Genomic DNA, 18123 nt, shown 5'->3' with positions numbered 1-18123 from the left:
TAAAAAGATTTAGTTTTTAATAGGTTAGATGAATACGGAGGGAATTATTGTGGCAGAATTAAGAAGTAACATGATCAAAAAAGGATTCGACAGAGCACCACACCGCAGCCTACTGCGTGCAGCTGGTGTAAAAGAAGAGGATTTCGGCAAACCGTTTATTGCGGTTGTCAATTCATATATTGATATTGTACCAGGTCATGTTCACTTACAGGAGTTTGGTAAAATCGTAAAAGATGCGATTCGCGAAGCTGGTGGCGTACCTTTTGAAATGAACACTATCGGTGTAGATGACGGTATTGCGATGGGACATATCGGTATGCGTTATTCATTACCAAGTCGTGAAATCATTGCTGACTCAGTTGAAACGGTAGTATCTGCTCACTGGTTTGATGGAATGGTATGTATTCCAAACTGTGATAAAATCACGCCTGGGATGTTAATGGCTTCATTACGTCTGAATATTCCGACAGTTTTTGTTAGCGGCGGACCAATGAAGGCTGGCGTAACGAGCGACGGCCGTAAGATTTCTCTTTCTTCAGTATTTGAAGGCGTAGGAGCTCATCAAGCTGGTAAACTTGATGATAAAGGATTACTTGAATTAGAACAATTTGGCTGTCCGACATGCGGATCTTGTTCAGGAATGTTTACAGCGAACTCAATGAACTGCTTAGCTGAAGCGTTAGGACTTGCTTTACCTGGAAATGGTACAATCTTAGCAGTTGCTCCTGAACGTAGAGAATTTGTTAAAAAATCAGCTAAACAGCTTATGGAATTAATTAAATTAGATTTAAAACCACGTGATATCGTAACAGAAAAAGCAATCGACAACGCATTTGCTTTAGACATGGCGTTAGGTGGTTCTACAAATACAGTTCTTCATACGCTAGCTCTTGCAAATGAAGCTGAAATTGATTATCCGTTAGAACGCATTAATGAAGTAGCGGAACGCGTGCCTCACTTGGCAAAACTCGCTCCGGCTTCGGATGTATTTATTGAAGACTTACATGAAGCAGGAGGCGTATCTGCTGCTTTAAACGAGCTATCTAAAAAAGAAGGAGCTCTTCATTTAGATACGATGACGGTTACTGGAAAAACGCTAGGCGAAAACATTGCAGGATGCGATGTAAAAGATTATAACGTTATTCATCCAATCGATAAGCCGTTCACAGAAAAAGGCGGACTTGCTGTATTGTTTGGTAACTTAGCTCCAGACGGCGCGATCATTAAAACAGGCGGTGTTCAAGACGGCATTACTCGCCACGAAGGACCAGCAATTGTATTTGAGTCTCAAGACGAGGCGCTGCATGGTATTGCTAACGGAAAAGTAAAAGAAGGACATGTCGTAGTCATTCGTTATGAAGGACCAAAAGGCGGACCGGGAATGCCTGAAATGTTAGCTCCAACTTCTCAAATTATGGGAATGGGACTAGGTGCAAAAGTAGCACTATTAACAGACGGACGCTTCTCTGGCGCTTCACGTGGATTATCAATCGGCCACGCATCTCCAGAAGCTGCTGAAGGCGGACCGCTAGCATTTGTCGAAGATGGCGACCACATCGTGATTGACATTGAAGATCGTTCAATGAATGTTCAAGTTTCTCCAGATGTTTGGGCAGAACGAAAAGCAAACTGGAAAGGCTTTGAGCCAAAAGTGAAAAAAGGCTATCTTGCAAGATATTCTAAACTTGTAACTTCTGCAAGCACAGGCGGAATTATGAAAATCTAATAGCACAAAAAAGGCTCTCTACGGAGAGCCTTTTTCTTTACTAAAGCAACTGTGCAAAGAAGCCTTTTTAACACGTAAACTCTTTTTTCATAATAACGTGTGGAATACCGTCTTCCATAAAGACATCAGAAGCAGTCTTATACCCTAATTTATGATAAAAAGGTTCAGCTTGAACTTGACCGTGAAGCTTAGATTGAGTTAAGCCTTCTTTTTTCGCTGCTTCTTCTAAGCTGGTCACCACTTCTTTTCCGAGCCCGTATTTTCTAAATTCCTTTAATACGCATATTCGCTCTATTTTGGCGTAATCGTCTACTATGCGGAATCTGCCAGAAGCAGCTGGTTCGTTGTTATAATAAATTAACATATGTTTTGCCGTTTCCTCATGTTCATCAAATTCGTCTTCTAACGGCACTCCTTGTTCTTCAACAAACACTGTTTTACGTATATGGAATACTTCTTCAAGCTGCTCTTTTGTTGTAACATGCTTAATTTTCATTAAAATCCTTCCTTTTCTACGAATTTAGGCTTCTTTTTTGTATAATAAAAATACGTGATATAAAAAGAGTATAAAGGAAAAATAAAATGTTGTAAATGCAACAAAAAGCAACCAATGAACATTTTACACAAATTTGTGGTCATTACTCACTGTTTAAACGACCTCAGCAATAGTAAGATCAACTGAAACATGTTAAAAAAGCAAAGAAAATGGATTATGAAGCGCTGTGAATCTACATAAATTGTAAAAAGAGAACTATTCACAATAGTAGTGGGATGAAAAAGGGGAATGTATCATGCAAATAACCTTAGTGTATAAAGATGAGCAATCGAATAAATTTTGGAAAGTTGAAAGAAGAGACAGCAAGTTAATCATTCACTTTGGAAAAGTTGATACAGCCGGTCGCATGCAAGTGAAAGAGTTTGCTTCCGCAGAGGCTTGTGAAGCAGAAGCTGAAAAGCTGATTCGTGCAAAATTGAAGAAAGGATATAAGCCTTTAACTTGTTCGATGCAAGTAATGAAAGACAGCACGATGTCAGAGTCTCTCTTTTGGGAACTGATAAAAAAGGCGAAGACAAAATTAGATGTCGATGAGCAAATGGAATGGCTCCGCTCCACGCTAGCGAAGCGTTCTGAAAAGGACATTTTTCGCTTTGATCAGCTACTAAATCAGCATTTTGATCAATCCTATACTTCTTCATTGTGGGCAGCAGCTTATATTGTAATGGGCGGTTGTTCAGATGATTGTTTTGATTATTTTAGAGCGTGGCTTTTATATCAGGGAAAAGACATATATTATAAAGCGGTTGAATCTCCTGAGACGATGATTTCTGTACTTAAACCATTAGAAGCAGAAGGCTATGCTCCTCAATTAGAAGAATTACTTTCTGTAGCGTGTGAAGCTTACGAAGAAAAGACAGGTTTAGATAACGACTATTATTATGATAAATATGACCAGTTTGATCCAGTGTGGTACGATGAGCAAGAATTGGATCTTGATTGGGATGAAGATGATGAGGATGGTTTACAGATGCGATTCCCTGTGCTTTGGAGCCGCTATTGGAACAATCATCTCGAATATTAAAAAGAGGAGATGAAAACCTTTAAACAGATTTTCATCTCCTCTTTTTTTATTTTGATAGAGTACGTGACAGGGCGGCCGAAGACAGTTTTGTTTTTTTGTTTAGCATACTGTTCATAATCATTCCAATTACGATTATCGTCATACCAGCTAACGCAATCCCTGTTGGCATACGTCCATTTAATAAAAACACTTCGCCAAGCACGGTAAAAATCATGCTGCCTGATTGAGTTGCTTCAACCGCTCCAAGCAAACCTAAATTTTCTTTTGCCAAGTCTGTTGCGTAAAAGAACGTCATCGTAGCAATTACACCTGAACTCATTGCCAAGATGAAGGCTTGAGAAAATTGGGGAGAACTTGGGATACCTGTAGTAAAGAAGCCGTATATGGCGTAAATAATACTTAACGGAATACTTGCTAATGCCATTCCTAAAACGCGTTGGAACGTATCGAGCTTCCCGCTGCATATTTCCATCATTTTACGATTTCCAAGCGGGTATAAAAAAGCAGCGACAACCACAGGTAGAAACCCTAAGATAAACTGCATAGGCGTAATATTTTCTGCTTCTTTCACCTGCATAAGAATAACGCCTACTAAAATAAACGCTGAAACACTAAGCGTTTTTAGCGGGATTTTCCCTCTCACTTTTTTATATCCTTCCGCAGTTTGAACCTTTATAAAAAACAAGGGCGAAAGAAGAGCTCCTGCTAAAATAGTCACTTGCCACGTTCCCGCCACCAGCCAAGATGGTCCAAAAAGGGAGGAGAAACTTAAGAGAGAATAAAAACCTACTCCTGCAAGTGTTCCCCAGCCAAGCCAAGCCCAAGGGTGTTTTTTCATTTCCTGCCATAGAGGCATAAATTTCTTTTGCAGCAGCACTAAAATGAGTAAAATAGGAATAGCGAATAAAAAGCGGAGGGATGCAGTCCATGCCCAACTCGTTCCAGATACATTCATTGCTCGGTTAACAATAAACGTAGCGGAAAAGAACATGGAAGATAATAGTCCCCACATTATTGCTTTCATTGTTTACCCTCCTTATTAAATATATTATAATATGTTAATCACTTAAAAAAGTTTATCATAATATACAAAAGAAAGGAAGGAAGAAATGCACACAGAAGAGATGATTAGAAAAGTAGGCAGTGAATTACGAAAAATCAGGGTGCAAAATCATTTGACTCTGGATGAACTAGCTGAAAAGACAGGAGTCAGTAAACTTACATTAGGAAAAATTGAAAGGGGAGAGACCAATCCCACTTTAGGGGTGATGTGGAAAATAACCACAGGTTTAAATATTCCTTTAACCAAATTAGTATCAGTGGAGCCTTCAGTATCCCTATCTAAGTGCGGAGAAGGATTTTCTCTCAAAGGGCCAGATGAAGCTTGGAAAATCGAATTTATGTTTCAAAACCAAATGGATTCGACGATTGAAATGTACCGAGCCTTTCTTGCGCCTCTCGCTACATACCGTCCTGAACCGCATCACAAAGGATTAATTGAAGTAGCAACGGTAATGGAAGGAAGAATCGAAATGAAAATAGAAGAAGAGCTATACGAGCTAAAACAATTTGACTCTATAAAATTTGAAGGAAGTCATGTACACTCATACAAAAATCTTGAAGAACGTCCCGCTGTTCTGCATTTACTGCTAAAATATGAGGAGTAAAACGGCAGAGCCGCAGTAAAACGAACCATAAAAAATGATTCGTTTTACTGCGGCTCTAATAGCTGTTTATTCATCAGCTTGTTTTGATAGCTAATATATTTTTTTACTTTAATGATACTTAATGAATATTCTTCAATTAATCGGTGGATAGATTGAACCATACACTCTGGGTAATGATGTTTTTTCTGTAAATACACTTTATACTTTCGAATTTGTCTTTCGAAATATAAAATAACTTGTTCAGGCGTTTTTACCAGTAACGATTGCATGTATTCATTTACTTGCGTTTCAAGAAACGAATAGCGATTTGTGATAAAAAATGTCTTCATCTTATTTTCCTCCCTATATGTTATTGGTACAAAAAAGAAACCCTTGTGCTAGGATTTCTTTTTTGCTTTTTATTTGAATCAGCTGTGCGCAACTTTTAGGCACTGATACTTGAAATCGAAGACTGTCTATATTTTTTTATTTTGCATTTTATATATGTAGGCGTTTCGCCGAAAAGATTTGCTGTATGTGCAATAGCTCCGTAATACGTTTTAGCATCCATCATTTCTTTATTCACAATATAGTCATACAGGGATGATTCAATATCATCAACAAAAGCTAAAATGTGACGCTTTTCGAATAGGAGTTGATAAAGTTCGTTAATTAAGTATGGGCTTTGATCAAATTTGTCTTGAAGCTGCTCTACTCGGTACTTTGTCATAGGCACTTCACACAAGATAATGTATCGTAACTCTTCTAAAAATAATTTATTCATCTTTCTCACATCCCTATTCTGTTAATAATTATATAATAGCACTATGCCTTCATATTTGGAAGCGTTTTCAATGTATTAATTTTAATATTTTTTTCTTCTCATTTCCCTTCATTTTTTCTGTTCTTACTTGAATTATCTGTAGTATAGTTCGTTTTACGTAAAGACTCTAGCTAATTGTTAAACTACCTGACATACTTTTTGAAAATTTTATTATTGATGTTAAAAGGTCTTACATATCTAAGCGGAAATGCTTTAAAAATAACGTTCTGTGAGTCGGAACCAGCTTTAATTGTGATAAAATAAAAAATGGAAAATACATCATATAGGAGAGAGAGAGGCTATGGAAAAAGACCATATTTCAGAGCTGAAGATTTTAAAAGACATTTCCGAGATTTTAAATGAAGGCACTAATTTACATACCATGCTTCATGATGCGCTTTTAAAACTGCTGCCAATCACAGATTTACAAACAGGATGGATCTTTTTTATTGATGAAAATGGAAAGCATGAGATGATTGCCGCTCAGCATTTGCCGCCAGCTTTATTAAATAAAACCGCTCAGCCTATGTGTAATGGAAGCTGCTGGTGTGTTGACCGGTATATGGATGGCCGGCTTCAAAAAGCGTCTAATATTATGGAGTGTAAGAGACTTGAAGATTCCGTCATTCATGAGTGGGGAGATACACATGACATTACTCATCATGCAACGGTTCCTTTACAAGCAGGGGATGAACGCTTTGGATTATTAAATGTAGCTGCCCCTCATAAAATTCATTTTGAACAGCGAGAGCTTGATTTATTAGGATCCGTCGCTCTTCAAATTGGCACGGCTATCAAGCGGATTAAGCTGACTCAATCTCAGCAGGAAGTAAAACTTATTGAAGAAAGAAACAGGCTGGCAAAAGACCTTCACGATTCTGTTAATCAGCTGTTGTTTTCAATTAATGTCACAGCCAAAGCCGGAAGCAGCTTAGCAAAAGATGTGCAGTTAAAAGAGACTTTTTCCTTAATCCAAGAAACCGCTCAGCATGCTCAAGTGGAAATGAAAGCTTTAATTTGGCAGCTTCGTCCTCAAGGATTAGAAAACGGCATTGTCAGTGCGTTAAAAAGCTATGGTCAAATGCTAGGGCTTAACGTAAAAGAACAAATTAAAGGAGTGTCCGTTTTGCCTGCTGTGATCGAAGAGACACTGTGGAGAGTCGGACAAGAAGCTTTTAATAATTGCCGAAAGCATGCGGGTACGGCAGAGGTACATTTAAACGTAAATATAAGCAAAGACCAAGTAATTATGAAAGTCCGGGATAGCGGGAATGGATTTATGTATAGCGCTTCAGCAGAATTGCCGACGCTTGGGCTAAAAACTATGCACGAGCGAATAAAAAGGTTAAATGGGAATCTATCTGTTACAAGCAGCATAGGAAACGGAACGGTTGTGGAAGTATCTATTCCTCTTTCATAACGGAAAGGAGCGCACATGAAAATAAAGATTTTAATCGCAGATGATCACCATGTCGTCCGAAAAGGACTTGTCTTTTTCTTACAAACGCAGCCTGATTTAGAAGTTGTAGGAGAAGCTTCTAACGGGGAAGAAGCTATAAAGTTAGCGACATCTCTAGAGCCTCATATTGTGTTAATGGATTTATCGATGCCGGTTCTCGATGGAATCGAAGCAACAAGAGAGTTGAAAAAACAAGCGCCACATATACAAGTCATGATTTTAACAAGCTTTTCAGATCAAGATCACGTGATACCAGCATTAGAAGCAGGAGCTTCAGGCTATCAGTTAAAAGAAAGTGACCCAGATGAACTTGTAGCGGCTATTCGAAAGCTAATGAACGGAGAAAATCAGCTTCATCCCAAAGTCACTACGCACTTGCTAACACGGTTAACTAAAAGCAGCGAAAAGAAAGTCAATTTTATTGACCACTTAACGAAACGAGAAAAAGACGTATTAAAAGAAATTGCAAAAGGTAAAAGCAACAAAGAAATTGGTGCTGCCTTACATATTACAGAAAAAACAGTAAAAACACATGTGTCTAATATTTTATCGAAGCTTGGGGTTCAAGACCGCACGCAAGCTGCTCTATATGCTGTTCAGCATGGAATTTCCTAACCTACGACTTTAGTTGTAGGTTTTTCTTTATTCACCTCAGTCTATATTGGTAGCTTTCTTTCTATCAATAGCATGACGAAAAAAAGTTCAATCATCCCTATACTATACATATAACCAAACGACAGAGGGGTAGATAAATATGAATATACTTATTATTAACGGAAGTCCTAGAGAAACAGGCCGAACAACACAAGTGACGAGAGAACTTCACAAAAGCTATCAAAGTTCTTTTCTAGATTTAAGTCAATTATCACTTCCTATATTCACCGGTGAACCTCATCAGTATGAAATAGAAGAAGTGAAAGTGCTGACTGAAGCAATAGAAAAAGCGGATGGTATCTTACTTGCGACGCCTGAGTACCACGGCGCTATGAGCGGAGCATTAAAAAACGCGTTTGACTTTTTAAACAGTGCGTATTTTGCACATAAGCCCGTAGCACTTGTAGCCGTATCAGGAGGAGGAAAAGGAGGTATCAATGCTTTAAACAACCTTAGAACCGTTACACGCGCTTTGTATGCGAATGTTCTATCTAAGCAGTTGGTATTAGACCCTGCAGACATCGTGGAAAAAGGAACTTTACGAAAAAACGCCGCTGACGGAATTCATGAATTAGTTAATGAGCTGACTCTGTATGCACAAGTGTCTAAGCAAATTTTAGAAGCTAAGCAAAATGTTTGATGAAGGCGCTTTATAAGGACCGTCGCTTTCAAGCCGTAGTAGCTGCGAATGTTTTATCCTCTATTGGTTCCGGTATTACGATGCTTGCTATTCCTTTACTATTAGTTGCATCTCCAAACGGAAATAGACTATTTGGCACGATTATGCTGATTATGACGGTGATTAGCTTTGTTGCTACTCCGTATATCGGCGTTCTTATTGATCGAATGTCACGAAAAAAATTATTGCTAACAGTAGAACTTATCGGTTTTACCACGGTTATACTATTTGTGATCCTTGGTTTTATGACAGACTATTCAACCATTCACTACGTTATTTTGTACGGAACCGGAAACCTTTACTACACGTTTTTTTATCCAACGATTTTTGCATTAAATCAAGAAGTTTTTTCAAAAGATGCGTTTCAATCATTAAACAGTATTATGGAAATACAAGGCCAGCTATCGAGTATGCTTGCAGGGGCTGCAGCGAGTCTAGTCATTACCCGGTGGTCGCTTCAATGGATTTTAACAGTAGATGCAGCTACGTACATAGCTGCATTCCTTTTTCTATTGAGTATTCCATATAAACAAAGCAGTGAACGAAGCGATAAAAAACACACTGCGATGAAAGAGGGATTAGCATTCATAAAAGAAAATCGCTCGGTATCTCTTTTTTTACTGCTTTCTTTTATGCCTTTCATTGCTGTGATGATGACGAACTATTTGTTTCCTATTTATCTGACTCAAGAATTAAACGCAAGTCCAGCAGCATACGGGATTGAAAGTGCTGTATATGGTTTCGGAGCATTAACCGCAGGGATATTGATCGTATCTATTATAAAAAGAACAGGCACTGAGCTAGCTATTATGCTGAATATAAGCCTTTTTGCACTTGGAATATCGATCATCTTCTTTATGAAGCTTCTGCCCGTTTACTTTTCTATTGTGTTTCTTCTTGCTTTTGCAAATGCAGGTACAAGAGTAGCTCGAAATACGTTTATGATGCAAAAAATACCGAATATTATCGTAGGAAGAGTCGACAGCTGTTTTCGCTTTATCACGTTAGGGATTCGTATTTTATTGATTTTCTTCTTTACGTACGTTACGGCTAATGATCGTATAGGACTGGCTTTTTTAGGACTTAGCCTGCTTTTATTATCATCCGCTGTGGCAGGCTGGACGCTCTACAAAAGAAAACACCGAAAACAGTCTGCACTGCTTAAGAGTGTTTTATAATGTCTGTTGCATGTTATAATAGAAGAATTGACAAATAATGTTCAACGTTTATGACGTTGGACATTATTTGTTCTGAATAGAAATTAAACAGCAACAGCATTGACTGTTATGCGATTGGAAGATTGTGAAGCGATGATAAATAAAACATTAAACAAAGAACAATTAAAAGATTCGTACTCAAGCAGAACGTACTATAGAGGACACACGTATTACAAGCAGGGGCGTGTGCTTGATTTGGAATACAATGAACAGACCACTACGTGGACAGCATCCGTTCGAGGTGCGGAAATGTATACAGTAATGGTTGAACAAAAAGGAAATTCTTTTTATTCATTCTGCGATTGTCCTGCTTATCACGAGTTTTCAGAATGCAAACACGAAGTAGCTGTTTTATTAACCATTTGCGATGAGCGAGCAAAGCCGCAGCCAATTAAAACGAAGCCTTTTCGCCAAAGCAAAGAATACGAAAATGTAAATCACTTTATCGACTTATTTTCGAGCTATCAGCAAACAATAAGCGACCATAGAAAATATGCAGATAAAGATCCGTTGAAAGTAGAATTTATTTGCAAGTCTTACTCAGAAGAATTTTTACGTTCAGAAGGAATGTACGTAGCGCTTGAAATGAAAGTAGGCGTCGACCGGACATATGTAGTAAAAAACATTCAAGAATTTTTGACAGACGTTAAAGAATTCCAAACTCACGAATTTACTAAGCGCTTCGAATATGACCCTGAGGAACATTTTTTTATAGAAGAAGATAAGAAAATCATTGAGCTGCTGATGGATATTATGACAAATGAATCATTTTATAAAAATTCTTATTCCATGTATCGTTCGTCTGCAAATAACAGAGAACTAATCATTCCCTCCATCATAGCCAAAAAGTTATTTCAATTGCTTAAAGATCGGAACTTTACATTTATTCATGACGGGCACTCATATGAAAATATTATCTTTGCTGAAAGCTCAGCTCCTTTTTCATTTCAAATAAATAAGCATTCGGCAGCTGGATTTGAGCTAGACTTTACGGAACTTCATCAAGCTTCATTTTTTGATCGATATGGATGGTTATTTTTAAACGGGACGTTTTATGAGCTATCTCAAGATCAGCGAATGCTTCTTGAAGGACTTCGAAAAACGGCGCCTTTAAAGCCAGTCGTACCTATAGCAGAAGAGCAGATGGGCAATTTTTTATCTCACGTCGTTCCAGGACTAAAAAAAGTGGGGAAAGTAGATATCGCAAAGGAAGTATCTCATCAGATTATTGCACCTGAACTAAAAGCAAAAGTATTTATTGATCGCGAGGATGAACAACTTTTTGTGACGCTTCGGTACAATTACGGAGAGATTTCAATTAATCCATTTTCACCCCAGTCTGAAAAACACGATAAAATCTTGATACGAGATTTAGAAAAAGAAGACCGCGTTATGGACTTAATTGAAACGGCTCCTTTAAATATTTATAAAAACCAGCTGTACTTAAATCAAGACGAATACTCTCTATATGAATTTTTGTTTCATATTGTTCCAAAGCTTGATGAAATAGCGGATGTGTATATTACGGATGAGATGAAAGATTATGCTTATACGGATTTTTCTGCGCCAGTAACAACGGTTGACATTCAAAATAGCAATGGGCTATTAGAAATTAATTTTGATTTAGGAGACATTGATCATCAGACCGTTCAAGATGTTTTAAAATCTGTTTTAGAAAAGAAAAGCTATCATCGTCTAGATAACGGTGCGTTTATTCCTCTTGAAAACGAAGGCTTTGAACATATCCAAAATCTGTTTCGTGAGCTGAACGTAACCGAGAAAGACTTAAAGGATAACTCATTGCAGGTACCTTTATATAGAGGAATGCAAGTGGAAGAGATTATGAGTGCGGGTGATAAATCAGCTGCTAAATTTGGCTCAGCATTTAAAAGGTTACTTACACAGCTTAAATCCCCCGAGGAAATGGATTGGGAAGTACCGGAATCCTTGCAGGCATCACTGCGTGATTATCAGTACAATGGGTTTAAGTGGTTTAAATCGCTGGCTCACTACTCTTTAGGAGGCGTACTGGCTGATGATATGGGGCTTGGAAAAACGCTTCAAAGCATTGCCTATATCTTATCTGAAAAAGAGCTTGATGAAGACAGCAGTGCTTTTTTAATTGTTGTGCCGGCTTCCTTGATTTATAACTGGCGCAACGAATTGGAGAAATTCGCACCGAATTTAACGGTTCAAACCATTACAGGAACGCCGAGCGAGCGTGAGGAGAAGCTAAAACGCACAGCTGACGTATGGATTACATCTTACCCAACGCTGCGTCAAGATATCGATTTGTATCAGCATCTTCATTTTCATGCTTTAATTCTAGATGAGGCTCAGAGTATTAAAAATCATACAACGAAGACAGCAGTAGCTGTTAGGACTATTTCAGCTAAAAAACGTTTTGCGCTTAGCGGTACGCCTATTGAAAACTCACTTGATGAGCTTTGGTCAATTTTCCAGACCATTCTTCCTGGCTTATTTCCAGGGCTTCGCCAGTTTAAAAACATGTCATCGGAGCAGGTCAGCCGAATTGTAAGACCATTTTTACTGCGACGAGTAAAAAAGGATGTGTTAAAAGAACTGCCTGATAAAATTGAAACCACTCATTTATCTGAGCTGACTAAAGAACAAAAAGAGTTGTATGTAGGCTATTTAGAGCAGTTAAAATCATCTTTAGCCGGTGAAGATTTTAATAAAAACCGAATGAAGATCTTGGCGGGATTAACAAGACTTCGCCAGATTTGCTGTCATCCGTCCCTATTCGTTGAAAATTACGAAGGGGATTCAAGCAAATTAGAGCAGCTGCTGGAGATTACAAGAAATGCGGTTGCCAATGGAAAACGCTTGTTAATCTTTTCTCAGTTTACAAGCATGCTTCATATTATTCGAGAAGAGCTTCAAAAAGAAAATCTCTCGTACTTTTATTTAGACGGTCAAACGCCATCAAAAGAACGAGTGGAAATGGCGGATCGGTTTAATAATGGAGAACAAGACATTTTCTTAATTTCATTAAAAGCCGGAGGCACGGGTTTAAATTTAACGGGAGCCGATACGGTTATTTTATATGACTTATGGTGGAACCCCGCGATTGAAGAACAAGCGGCAGGCCGTGCACACCGCATTGGACAAAAAAATGTGGTGCAGGTCATCAAGCTTATTTCTCAAGGAACCATCGAAGAAAAAATTTACGCCTTGCAGCAAAAGAAAAAAGAACTCATTGAACAGGTTATTCAGCCGGGAGAAACAATGCTTTCTAGTTTGACAGAAGAAGAGCTCCGAGAACTGCTTAGTATGTAGCAAAGGATGTGTGAGGAATGAAAAAATGGGCGTTTGTATCAGATTTTGATGGAACGATTTCAAAAAAAGATTTTTACTGGATTGTGATTGAAAAGTATTTTCCAGAAGGTGAAGAACTTTTCCGCCGGTGGAAAGCAGGAGAAATGAAAGATATTGATTTTTTATCTACTGTTTTTCAATCCATTCACCAAGAAGAACCGAAAATTTTAGAAGAAGTAGCGAATATTCCAATTGATAAATACGTGCCCGCTTTTATTAAAGCTGTTCAGGAAAACGGCGGAGATTTTTATATTTTAAGCGCTGGAACAACGTACTATATTAAACCGATTTTAGATAAATACGGTGTTGAAAAAGTGGAAGTTTATTCGAATGAAGGATATTTCCATCAAAACAATGTTCATCTGCGTCTAGATCCTGCTCACAGATGGCATTCAGAACGCTACGGCATCGATAAATCTGCTGTTATTCAAGAACTAAAAGAGGCATATGAAACAATTTATTTTGCTGGCGACAGCGAGCCGGATTCGCATCCAGCAAAATATGCAGATGTTACCTTTGCGAAAGATTCTTTGCAAGATTTACTGCGCGAACAAAACGTTTCATTTGTTCCGGTTGAGACATTTAAAGATATTGAGCAATATTTGATGCAACATAATGTAATAAAAAAGGCATAAAAACAGCGGTATTATTTGATTACTTCAAATAATACCGCTGTTCCTATTCCGCCTCCGCTTCCTAAAGCAGCTATTACATATCGCACGTCACGGCGCTTACTTTCATAAAAAAGACGCGTAGCTAAAATAGCTCCTGATGCTCCGTATGGGTGTCCTAGCGTCAATGCTCCTCCGCAAATATTTACTTTCTCTTCTGATATCCCCAGTTTTTGCATGCAAGCGACAACTTTAACAGCAAATGCTTCATTGATTTCAAATAAATCAATATCATCTACCGTAAGCGAATTTCGCTTCAAGATATTTTTAATCGCAGAAACGGGCGCAATAGCAGGGTAAAGAGGTGACACTCCTGAAATATCAGCGTCAATAAAACGCAAAACGGGCTGAAAGCCTAAAGCGCGTGCTTTTTGTTCTTCCATCACAAGCGTAATGCAGGCTCCGTCGTTAATTCCACAGCTGTTGGCTGCGGTGACGGTGCCTTCATTTTTTAAAAAGACGGGGCTGGCTTTTTGCAGCAGCTTTGTTAGGTTTCGTTTTTTCATAAATGCTTCATCTTGCATCACATTTCGAAGAGGAAGCGTTTCTTCTTCAAACAATCTCTTTTCAAAAGACTCCCAGCTTCTTTTATGACTTAAAAGAGCATATCTATCCTGCTGGTCTTTAGATATGTTGTATCGCTGGGCCACGTTTTCTGCTGCAATTCCCATGTCGGGATCACCAATTTTGTCAGGAGAAAAACGTGCTCTTTTTTCAAAAGGAGAAGTGCTTGTACTTTCAACGCCTCCAGCTAAGTAGCACGTTCCTGCACCTGCTTTTATCAAATAGCTGGCCATTCGAATCGCCTCTAAGCCAGCTCCGCACTGACGATCAATGGTCATTCCCGGGATAGAAAAAGGGAGGTCCGCTTCTAAAGCGGATAACCTGGCTACATTTCCTCCTGGACCTACAACATTTCCTAAAATAACGTCATCAATTTCATGTTCAATTCCAGCGCTAAGCTGTTTTAATAAAGGAGCCGCTAGCTCTTGAACGTGAAAATCTTTCAGTAGACCGTTTTCTTTTCCAATGACCGTACGCTTCGCTTTTACAACGGCTGCTTGATACATAGTCATCACATCCTTACATAGAAGCAGTGTTAGAACGGCCAGGTACCGCTACTGCTTTTCGAACTTTTGTAATTAAATAAGCCGCGACCACTGCTTTTATACAGTCACCTGGAAGGTAAACAAAGCTTAGCTGAAGAGACTTCAGAAACGGAATGTGAAGCTGCGTTGCCTGCACAGGAATGCCACAGGCATAGACTAACACAATCCCAAATAACACATTGACAGCAAAAGCTTTTGCAATCGTTACATTTTTTAATCGTGACAGCGTCCAGCCAATAAAGAAAGCTGCAAACACATAGCCAATGATATATCCAGCGCTCGGACTCAAAAATACCCCAATTCCTCCGCGTCCTCCAGCAAGTAAAGGAACGCCAGCTGCTAGCAAACATAAAAAGAGAAATTGACTTAAAGCTCCTAACCTAGCTCCAAGAATTCCTCCTGACAGCATAACACCCATAGGCTGAAGAGTAATTGGAACGGGTGTAAAAGATAAAAAAATAGGAGGGACGAGTCCTAGAGCTCCCATTATAGCTGTGAATAATGCAACGTACGTCATATCTTTTGTTTTCATCGTAAACCTCCGCTATGTATGATAAAACATGACTATCGTATCTTATTAAACTTAAATTAGTCAACTTAATTTTTATATAAGTTTACATTTTTCTTTTCTCAAACCCGCATTTACGATACACTAAAAGTAAAAGTAAAAGTAAAAGGGAGCTTACGGAGTAATGAAACGAATTGAAGAACTAGTTTTTAATCAGTGTCAACAAACGCCTGACAGACTGGCACTATCGGATTCTGTTAATAAATTAAGCTACGGTCAAATGTGGGATCATGTATGCAAAGCTGAAAATCAGCTGCAGGAAAAAGGAATGGAAAAAGGAGAGCTCGTTGCGTTGAGCATGCCAAACAATGCAGCAGCTGTTGTGTCATTTTTAGCGATTTTAAAAGCTGGTGGAATTGTGATGCTTTTGCATAATGAGCTAACAGAGGCTGAAGTGGATACCTATTTTTCTATTCAGTCCCCGAATTGGCTATGGAAAACATCTTCTTTAACTAACATAACAAAAGAAAAACCAATCCTGCCTATACGGCAAGCAAATGAACTGTCCGATCTATTTTTATTTGGATTTACCTCTGGATCAACAGGGAGACCGAAAGGATTTGTAAAATCGCATCATTCTTGGTCTTCATCATTTCAAGAATGGTCGGACGTATTTTCTTTACAGAAACATGAAAAAGTACTTATCCCCTTACATATTTCGTATTCCGCGCAGCTTTATCCGGTTTTGCATGCGCTTTGCAGCGGCATGCATGCTATCATGCTAGAAGCGTTTACACCTTCTGCTGTTTTTAACAAGGAAGCTAGCTGTATGTCTATTACACCCGCGTTAATTTCTCCTTTGCTTCGGTACATACAAAGCAGACCGAAAGAAAAACGACTTTTGCCACAGACTGTGATTTCAGTAGGCAATAAATTATCGCCTTCCGTTCGAAAGAAATTTTCACAAGCATTTCCTGATGCCTCTTTGTATGAATATTACGGATCTTCTGAAATGGGATTTGTTACGGTACTTTCACCAGATACCGCTGAAACGCTGCCTCATACAGTAGGCTATCCTGTTGACAGTGTAGACGTTTTAATCCTGAACGAACGTGGAAAAGAAGTAGAAAAAGGAGACAAAGGAATACTGTTTGTGAAAACAACTCAAGCATTCGAAGGGTTTGTTAAAGATAGCGAAGAAACGAACCGCTCATTTTTTAATGGATATGTTACGTCGCATGATATTGCAGTTCAGCTTCAAGACGGGAGCATTACCATCGTAGGAAGAGATAAAAATGTGATTAAAAGCAGCGGAAGCTTAGTATATGCTGAAGAAATTGAAGAGCTGCTATTACAAATACCGGGCGTTAGCGAAGCAGCTGTCTTTAGCATAGTAGATGCTGAACGTTCAGAAGTTGTAGGTGCAGCAATTGTTTTAGAGAACATTTCTCTTTCTGAAGTAAGACAAGCGCTGACACAACGAGTATCTGCTTATAAAATCCCGCGCGTATGGAGAGTTTTAACGTCCTTTCCGCGAATGAAAAATGGTAAAATTGACAAAGCAACGATATACAGCTACTTTACAGAGAAAGAAGGGAAGACATATGATTTCATTTGAACCCGTCACAGCTGACACGATGTATATTCTGTCAGAGATTATCAATTCAAACGAAGCATACAATGCGTTGGAAAACGGCAAGAAAGAGCGGAGTGAAGAAGAGCTTTTTAAAGAATATATGAATGAAAAAACGGACAGTTATTTTATAAAAGCCGACGATACATACGTAGGGGTTATTGATTACATGAAACAAAATCCTAACGATGATCATCCGTGGATTGGAGCTTTTATTATTCATAGCGCCTATCACAATTTCAGTTTCGGAACGCAGGCGTATCTAGCGTTTGAAGAGAAGCTAAAGGAAGAGGGGCTTTCCGTTCTACGTCTTGGGGTTCTGTCTCAAAATCCTAGAGCTAAGCTGTTTTGGGAGCGCCTTGGTTTTACACAGTATTCCACTAAGCCGCTGCATCATAATCAAGTTAACTGCTTGGAAAAAGAACTGTAAGAAAATCCGTGGATTATATCCGCGGATTTTTTACTGTACTGGAATGCAAATGGAAGAGGTCCGTATTTTCACGTGGTAGATGGGTTAAATCCTTATAAAAAAGGTAGATATGATTAAAGAAGCACCCATTACCCAGAAAATCGTTCAGGACACAAAAAGCGAGGGAAGAACAATAGATAACTATTTAAGAAAAGAATAAAAGTTGAATTAGAAGAATTTCAAAACAAAATAAAGGGTTATCTCAATCAAAAAGTTGTAATTTACAATGGTAGAAAACATGAACAACTGCCTAATTTAATAATTAAATTAAAAGATTTTTATGAAAACTTAGAAAGTGTATTATATTATACAGAAGCTAATAATTCTGAAGCTTATTTCTGGTTCATACTTATAAATGTTGATGAGAAATTTGGCATTTTCATCAGTGAAGATGAGTATGGAATGGACTCAATTTTCTATTGGGGAATTGAATAAAGAAGATTAAATTACAATGTTTAATAAAAACTGCACCTTCGATTATTTTAAATCTAGGTGCAGTTTTTTTGCACTTATTGGTTTCCACATGATTAAGGGTGTTTTGTTCTAACGCACTATCAAGATTCGATTTGAATCCATCATTTTTTTCTAACAAGAACGTTCGCAAAGTTTT

General features: G+C 38.3%; 17 protein-coding genes. 11 read left to right on the top strand and 6 right to left on the bottom strand.

Annotation, left to right across the window (positions count from 1 at the left end; translation table 11 throughout):
• The first annotated feature begins 49 nt into the window (after positions 1 to 49).
• Positions 50 to 1726, top strand: coding sequence for a dihydroxy-acid dehydratase (ilvD, locus tag LJY09_RS12490; RefSeq protein WP_013083330.1), 1677 nt, complete (start codon positions 50 to 52; stop codon positions 1724 to 1726).
• Between the two features lie 67 nt (positions 1727 to 1793).
• Here ilvD and LJY09_RS12485 read toward each other — a convergent pair whose 3' ends face one another.
• Positions 1794 to 2222, bottom strand: coding sequence for a GNAT family N-acetyltransferase (locus LJY09_RS12485; RefSeq protein WP_028413194.1), 429 nt, complete (start codon positions 2220 to 2222; stop codon positions 1794 to 1796).
• Between the two features lie 295 nt (positions 2223 to 2517).
• Between LJY09_RS12485 and LJY09_RS12480 the strand changes: the two genes are divergently transcribed.
• The gene (locus LJY09_RS12480; RefSeq protein WP_028413195.1) at positions 2518 to 3306 is read left to right on the top strand and encodes a DUF4240 domain-containing protein; all 789 of its coding nucleotides are present in this window, start codon (positions 2518 to 2520) and stop codon (positions 3304 to 3306) included.
• Between the two features lie 46 nt (positions 3307 to 3352).
• On the opposite strand, the gene LJY09_RS12475 is transcribed toward LJY09_RS12480, so the two are convergent.
• Entirely contained in the window at positions 3353 to 4330 is a 978-nt protein-coding gene (locus LJY09_RS12475; protein ID WP_115654042.1) for a DMT family transporter, read from the bottom strand.
• An 85-nt stretch (positions 4331 to 4415) separates the two neighbouring features.
• Between LJY09_RS12475 and LJY09_RS12470 the strand changes: the two genes are divergently transcribed.
• Complete coding sequence (locus tag LJY09_RS12470; RefSeq protein WP_028413197.1) at positions 4416 to 4973, top strand: helix-turn-helix domain-containing protein; 558 nt, start codon at positions 4416 to 4418, stop codon at positions 4971 to 4973.
• Between the two features lie 44 nt (positions 4974 to 5017).
• On the opposite strand, the gene LJY09_RS12465 is transcribed toward LJY09_RS12470, so the two are convergent.
• Entirely contained in the window at positions 5018 to 5302 is a 285-nt protein-coding gene (locus LJY09_RS12465) for a hypothetical protein (protein WP_028408390.1), read from the bottom strand.
• A gap of 95 nt (positions 5303 to 5397) precedes the next feature.
• The gene (locus LJY09_RS12460; protein ID WP_154972956.1) at positions 5398 to 5736 is read right to left on the bottom strand and encodes a hypothetical protein; all 339 of its coding nucleotides are present in this window, start codon (positions 5734 to 5736) and stop codon (positions 5398 to 5400) included.
• Between the two features lie 340 nt (positions 5737 to 6076).
• Between LJY09_RS12460 and LJY09_RS12455 the strand changes: the two genes are divergently transcribed.
• From LJY09_RS12455 to LJY09_RS12430, 6 genes are all read left to right on the top strand, one after another.
• Positions 6077 to 7195, top strand: coding sequence for a GAF domain-containing sensor histidine kinase (locus LJY09_RS12455; protein ID WP_154972955.1), 1119 nt, complete (start codon positions 6077 to 6079; stop codon positions 7193 to 7195).
• Between the two features lie 15 nt (positions 7196 to 7210).
• Entirely contained in the window at positions 7211 to 7849 is a 639-nt protein-coding gene (locus LJY09_RS12450; RefSeq protein ID WP_154972954.1) for a response regulator, read from the top strand.
• Between the two features lie 139 nt (positions 7850 to 7988).
• Complete coding sequence (locus LJY09_RS12445) at positions 7989 to 8528, top strand: NADPH-dependent FMN reductase (RefSeq protein WP_014459935.1); 540 nt, start codon at positions 7989 to 7991, stop codon at positions 8526 to 8528.
• Entirely contained in the window at positions 8528 to 9745 is a 1218-nt protein-coding gene (locus LJY09_RS12440) for an MFS transporter (protein WP_014459936.1), read from the top strand. Before LJY09_RS12445 ends, LJY09_RS12440 begins: the two co-directional genes overlap by 1 nt.
• 132 nt (positions 9746 to 9877) lie before the next feature.
• The gene (locus LJY09_RS12435; protein ID WP_154973068.1) at positions 9878 to 13084 is read left to right on the top strand and encodes a DEAD/DEAH box helicase; all 3207 of its coding nucleotides are present in this window, start codon (positions 9878 to 9880) and stop codon (positions 13082 to 13084) included.
• Between the two features lie 17 nt (positions 13085 to 13101).
• On the top strand, positions 13102 to 13758 hold the full coding sequence (locus LJY09_RS12430) for an MtnX-like HAD-IB family phosphatase (protein WP_154972953.1): 657 nt from the start codon (positions 13102 to 13104) through the stop codon (positions 13756 to 13758).
• 11 nt (positions 13759 to 13769) lie between these two features.
• On the opposite strand, the gene LJY09_RS12425 is transcribed toward LJY09_RS12430, so the two are convergent.
• Positions 13770 to 14864, bottom strand: a complete 1095-nt coding sequence (locus LJY09_RS12425; protein WP_014459939.1) for an acetyl-CoA C-acyltransferase — start codon at positions 14862 to 14864, stop codon at positions 13770 to 13772.
• Between the two features lie 13 nt (positions 14865 to 14877).
• Positions 14878 to 15435, bottom strand: coding sequence for a biotin transporter BioY (locus tag LJY09_RS12420; protein WP_154972952.1), 558 nt, complete (start codon positions 15433 to 15435; stop codon positions 14878 to 14880).
• Positions 15436 to 15595: 160 nt separating this feature from the next.
• Here LJY09_RS12420 and LJY09_RS12415 point away from each other — a divergent pair, with 160 nt between their 5' ends.
• Positions 15596 to 17029, top strand: a complete 1434-nt coding sequence (locus tag LJY09_RS12415; protein ID WP_155010143.1) for a class I adenylate-forming enzyme family protein — start codon at positions 15596 to 15598, stop codon at positions 17027 to 17029.
• A complete protein-coding gene (locus tag LJY09_RS12410) occupies positions 17016 to 17474 on the top strand; it encodes a GNAT family N-acetyltransferase (protein ID WP_154972950.1) in 459 nt (152 codons plus the stop codon). Before LJY09_RS12415 ends, LJY09_RS12410 begins: the two co-directional genes overlap by 14 nt.
• Positions 17475 to 18123: the final 649 nt, after the last annotated feature.

The sequence above is a fragment of the Priestia sp. J2 genome, assembly GCF_020790095.1.
GTDB lineage: Bacteria > Bacillota > Bacilli > Bacillales > Bacillaceae_H > Priestia > Priestia zanthoxyli.
The sequence above is the reverse complement of the archived record's forward strand: the minus strand, read 5'-3'. Positions and strand labels throughout refer to the sequence as shown.

Coding starts and splice junctions, on each gene's coding strand:
- LJY09_RS12485 (WP_028413194.1), bottom strand. CDS start 2,222: ATGAAAATTAAGCATGTTACAACAAAAGAGCAGCTTGAAGAAGTATTC.
- LJY09_RS12480 (WP_028413195.1), top strand. CDS start 2,518: ATGCAAATAACCTTAGTGTATAAAGATGAGCAATCGAATAAATTTTGG.
- LJY09_RS12475 (WP_115654042.1), bottom strand. CDS start 4,330: ATGAAAGCAATAATGTGGGGACTATTATCTTCCATGTTCTTTTCCGCT.
- LJY09_RS12470 (WP_028413197.1), top strand. CDS start 4,416: ATGCACACAGAAGAGATGATTAGAAAAGTAGGCAGTGAATTACGAAAA.
- LJY09_RS12465 (WP_028408390.1), bottom strand. CDS start 5,302: ATGAAGACATTTTTTATCACAAATCGCTATTCGTTTCTTGAAACGCAA.
- LJY09_RS12460 (WP_154972956.1), bottom strand. CDS start 5,736: ATGAATAAATTATTTTTAGAAGAGTTACGATACATTATCTTGTGTGAA.
- LJY09_RS12455 (WP_154972955.1), top strand. CDS start 6,077: ATGGAAAAAGACCATATTTCAGAGCTGAAGATTTTAAAAGACATTTCC.
- LJY09_RS12450 (WP_154972954.1), top strand. CDS start 7,211: ATGAAAATAAAGATTTTAATCGCAGATGATCACCATGTCGTCCGAAAA.
- LJY09_RS12445 (WP_014459935.1), top strand. CDS start 7,989: ATGAATATACTTATTATTAACGGAAGTCCTAGAGAAACAGGCCGAACA.
- LJY09_RS12440 (WP_014459936.1), top strand. CDS start 8,528: ATGAAGGCGCTTTATAAGGACCGTCGCTTTCAAGCCGTAGTAGCTGCG.
- LJY09_RS12435 (WP_154973068.1), top strand. CDS start 9,878: ATGATAAATAAAACATTAAACAAAGAACAATTAAAAGATTCGTACTCA.
- LJY09_RS12430 (WP_154972953.1), top strand. CDS start 13,102: ATGAAAAAATGGGCGTTTGTATCAGATTTTGATGGAACGATTTCAAAA.
- LJY09_RS12425 (WP_014459939.1), bottom strand. CDS start 14,864: ATGTATCAAGCAGCCGTTGTAAAAGCGAAGCGTACGGTCATTGGAAAA.
- LJY09_RS12420 (WP_154972952.1), bottom strand. CDS start 15,435: ATGAAAACAAAAGATATGACGTACGTTGCATTATTCACAGCTATAATG.
- LJY09_RS12415 (WP_155010143.1), top strand. CDS start 15,596: ATGAAACGAATTGAAGAACTAGTTTTTAATCAGTGTCAACAAACGCCT.
- LJY09_RS12410 (WP_154972950.1), top strand. CDS start 17,016: ATGATTTCATTTGAACCCGTCACAGCTGACACGATGTATATTCTGTCA.